This is a genomic window from Pseudonocardia pini, from assembly GCF_013870575.1.
In the GTDB taxonomy this organism is placed as follows: Bacteria; Actinomycetota; Actinomycetes; order Mycobacteriales; family Pseudonocardiaceae; genus Pseudonocardia; species Pseudonocardia pini.
Genome location: NZ_JACBXB010000978.1, coordinates 1 through 1730, shown reverse-complemented (window position 1 = coordinate 1730; position 1730 = coordinate 1). Strand labels below are relative to the sequence as shown.

General features: G+C 70.1%; 3 protein-coding genes and 1 tRNA gene. 1 reads left to right on the top strand and 3 read right to left on the bottom strand.

Translation table 11 applies throughout. From position 1 onward, the window contains the following. Positions 1 to 417 (top strand): hypothetical protein (locus H5J29_RS31565; RefSeq protein WP_220188180.1); only part of this gene is annotated, 417 nt, incomplete at its 5' end. Between the two features lie 337 nt (positions 418 to 754). Here H5J29_RS31565 and H5J29_RS31560 read toward each other — a convergent pair. The 3 genes from H5J29_RS31560 to H5J29_RS31550 all read right to left on the bottom strand — a co-directional run. Next, a tRNA-Val gene (locus tag H5J29_RS31560) sits at positions 755 to 826 on the bottom strand. A 21-nt stretch (positions 827 to 847) separates the two neighbouring features. Next, complete coding sequence (locus H5J29_RS31555) at positions 848 to 1216, bottom strand: TIGR02611 family protein (RefSeq protein WP_312858498.1); 369 nt, start codon at positions 1214 to 1216, stop codon at positions 848 to 850. Between the two features lie 86 nt (positions 1217 to 1302). Continuing rightward, on the bottom strand, positions 1303 to 1730 hold a 428-nt coding region (locus tag H5J29_RS31550), incomplete at its 5' end, for an anti-sigma factor (protein WP_181784580.1).

Sequence of the window (1730 nt, the reverse complement as noted above, 5' to 3'; positions counted from 1 at the left end):
GATCTCTGCCGGGCCGAAGGGCTTCGGCACGACGACGCCCACACCGCGCTCGCCGACGCCGATGCCGCCGGGCGGCTGCTCGCCGTCTACCTTAAGCGCGCCGACGCAGCGGGAGCCCGCACCGCCGCCGAGCTCGGAATCGGCCCGCTCGTACTCTCCGCCCCCGTCAACATCCCCACTGCCCCACCTGACGTCCGGATCCGGACGTCACCGGCCCCTGCCCGCCACGCTCTTCCGGGCGTGGCCACCGGGGACCCACGCCTCGACACCTACCTCGACATGCTCGAAGTCGCCCTCGCCGATCACGTGATCACTCAGGACGAGGAACAGCGACTCGCAGCACTCGCGACCGCATCCGGCCTAAGCACCCAGCAGGTCGCATCCGTCCGCCATGCGTACCTGATGGCCACTCCCTGAGGCGGCTGCGCGTTCCAGCTGTCGGCTGGCAGCCGACCCACTTTCACACCCGGTAGCAACCAGAGACCCGAGCGCGGCACCACCCCTGCGCGAGAAATGATCCCTGGGCGACGATCCACTGTGGTCGCCGAGTGACACCGCGAGGTCGACGTGCGTCCGCGTTGCTGTCAGGGTCACCAGTTCCGCGCCGCCTACCTGCGGAGACGACCACCGGATCTTCGGAGCGGCCGAAGCGGTCGCTGTTGTTGTCAAAACCTGAGTCAACCACTCCGAAAGAGTCACGAAGGCCCTGGTCATTGGGCTCCTCGCGGAGCCCTGACCAGGGCCTTCGGCTGCGTGGGCGATACTGGGATCGAACCAGTGACCTCTTCGGTGTGAACGAAGCGCTCTCCCCCTGAGCTAATCGCCCGCTGCCGGGTGAAACCCTACATCACCCCAGGATCGGGCTCTGCAACCAGGTCCACTCCTGCAGGCCCACCCAGCCCGCCACCAGCCAGAACGCGTTCAGCAGCCAGAGCGTGGCGAGCACGATCAGGCCGGTGGCGGCGAGGACGAGCAGCTTCACCAGCAGGTTCTGGCGGCCGAGCCAGTCCGTCCAGGCGTCGTACTTGCCCTTGGCGAAGTGCAGGACCTTCTGGGCCCAGGCGAACTCCGAGGCGAGGATGGCGAGGCCGACGAACACGATGGCCCAGCCGGGGCCGGGGTACGGGATCGCGACGAGGCCGCCCACCAGCACTAGGGTGCCGAGCACGCCGATGCCGATCCGCCAGGTCCGACGGGCGGTGGGTCGCTCGTCGATGCGCTCGCGGAACCGCGTGATGCGATCCTTCAGGCCCCGCAGCCCGCTGCGCGGCTCCGGGGTCGGCTTCTCGAGGTCGTTGGTGCTCAGATCTCCGCCCGCCCACTCGCCACCACGTCGGACGGGGAGGCCGGAGCGGCCCGACCGGGCTCGATCGAGATGGCGAACTGAGCGAAACCGGTCCCGTCAGGGGAGGACCCTACCGACTGCACGCCCGTAGCGTCCTCACCCACGTCGAACGTGCCGAGCGGGGTGGGGGTTCCCTCGCCGGGCAGGCCCCACAGGACGTAGACGTGGTCGCCCGGGTTCGCGGGCAGCGCCACCGGCACGACGATCTGCTCCCCCGTCGTCGTGGCGACGACCGCGGCCACCGCGGGCTCGCCCTGGGTGGGTGCGAGGAAGGCGTGGGTCGCTCCCGGCGCGGCCATCTGCTGGACCATCGACACGAGGGCCTGCGACCGCGACGCCTCCGCGTCCCGTTCGGACCGCAGCTGGGCGCTGTAGACGCCGAGGC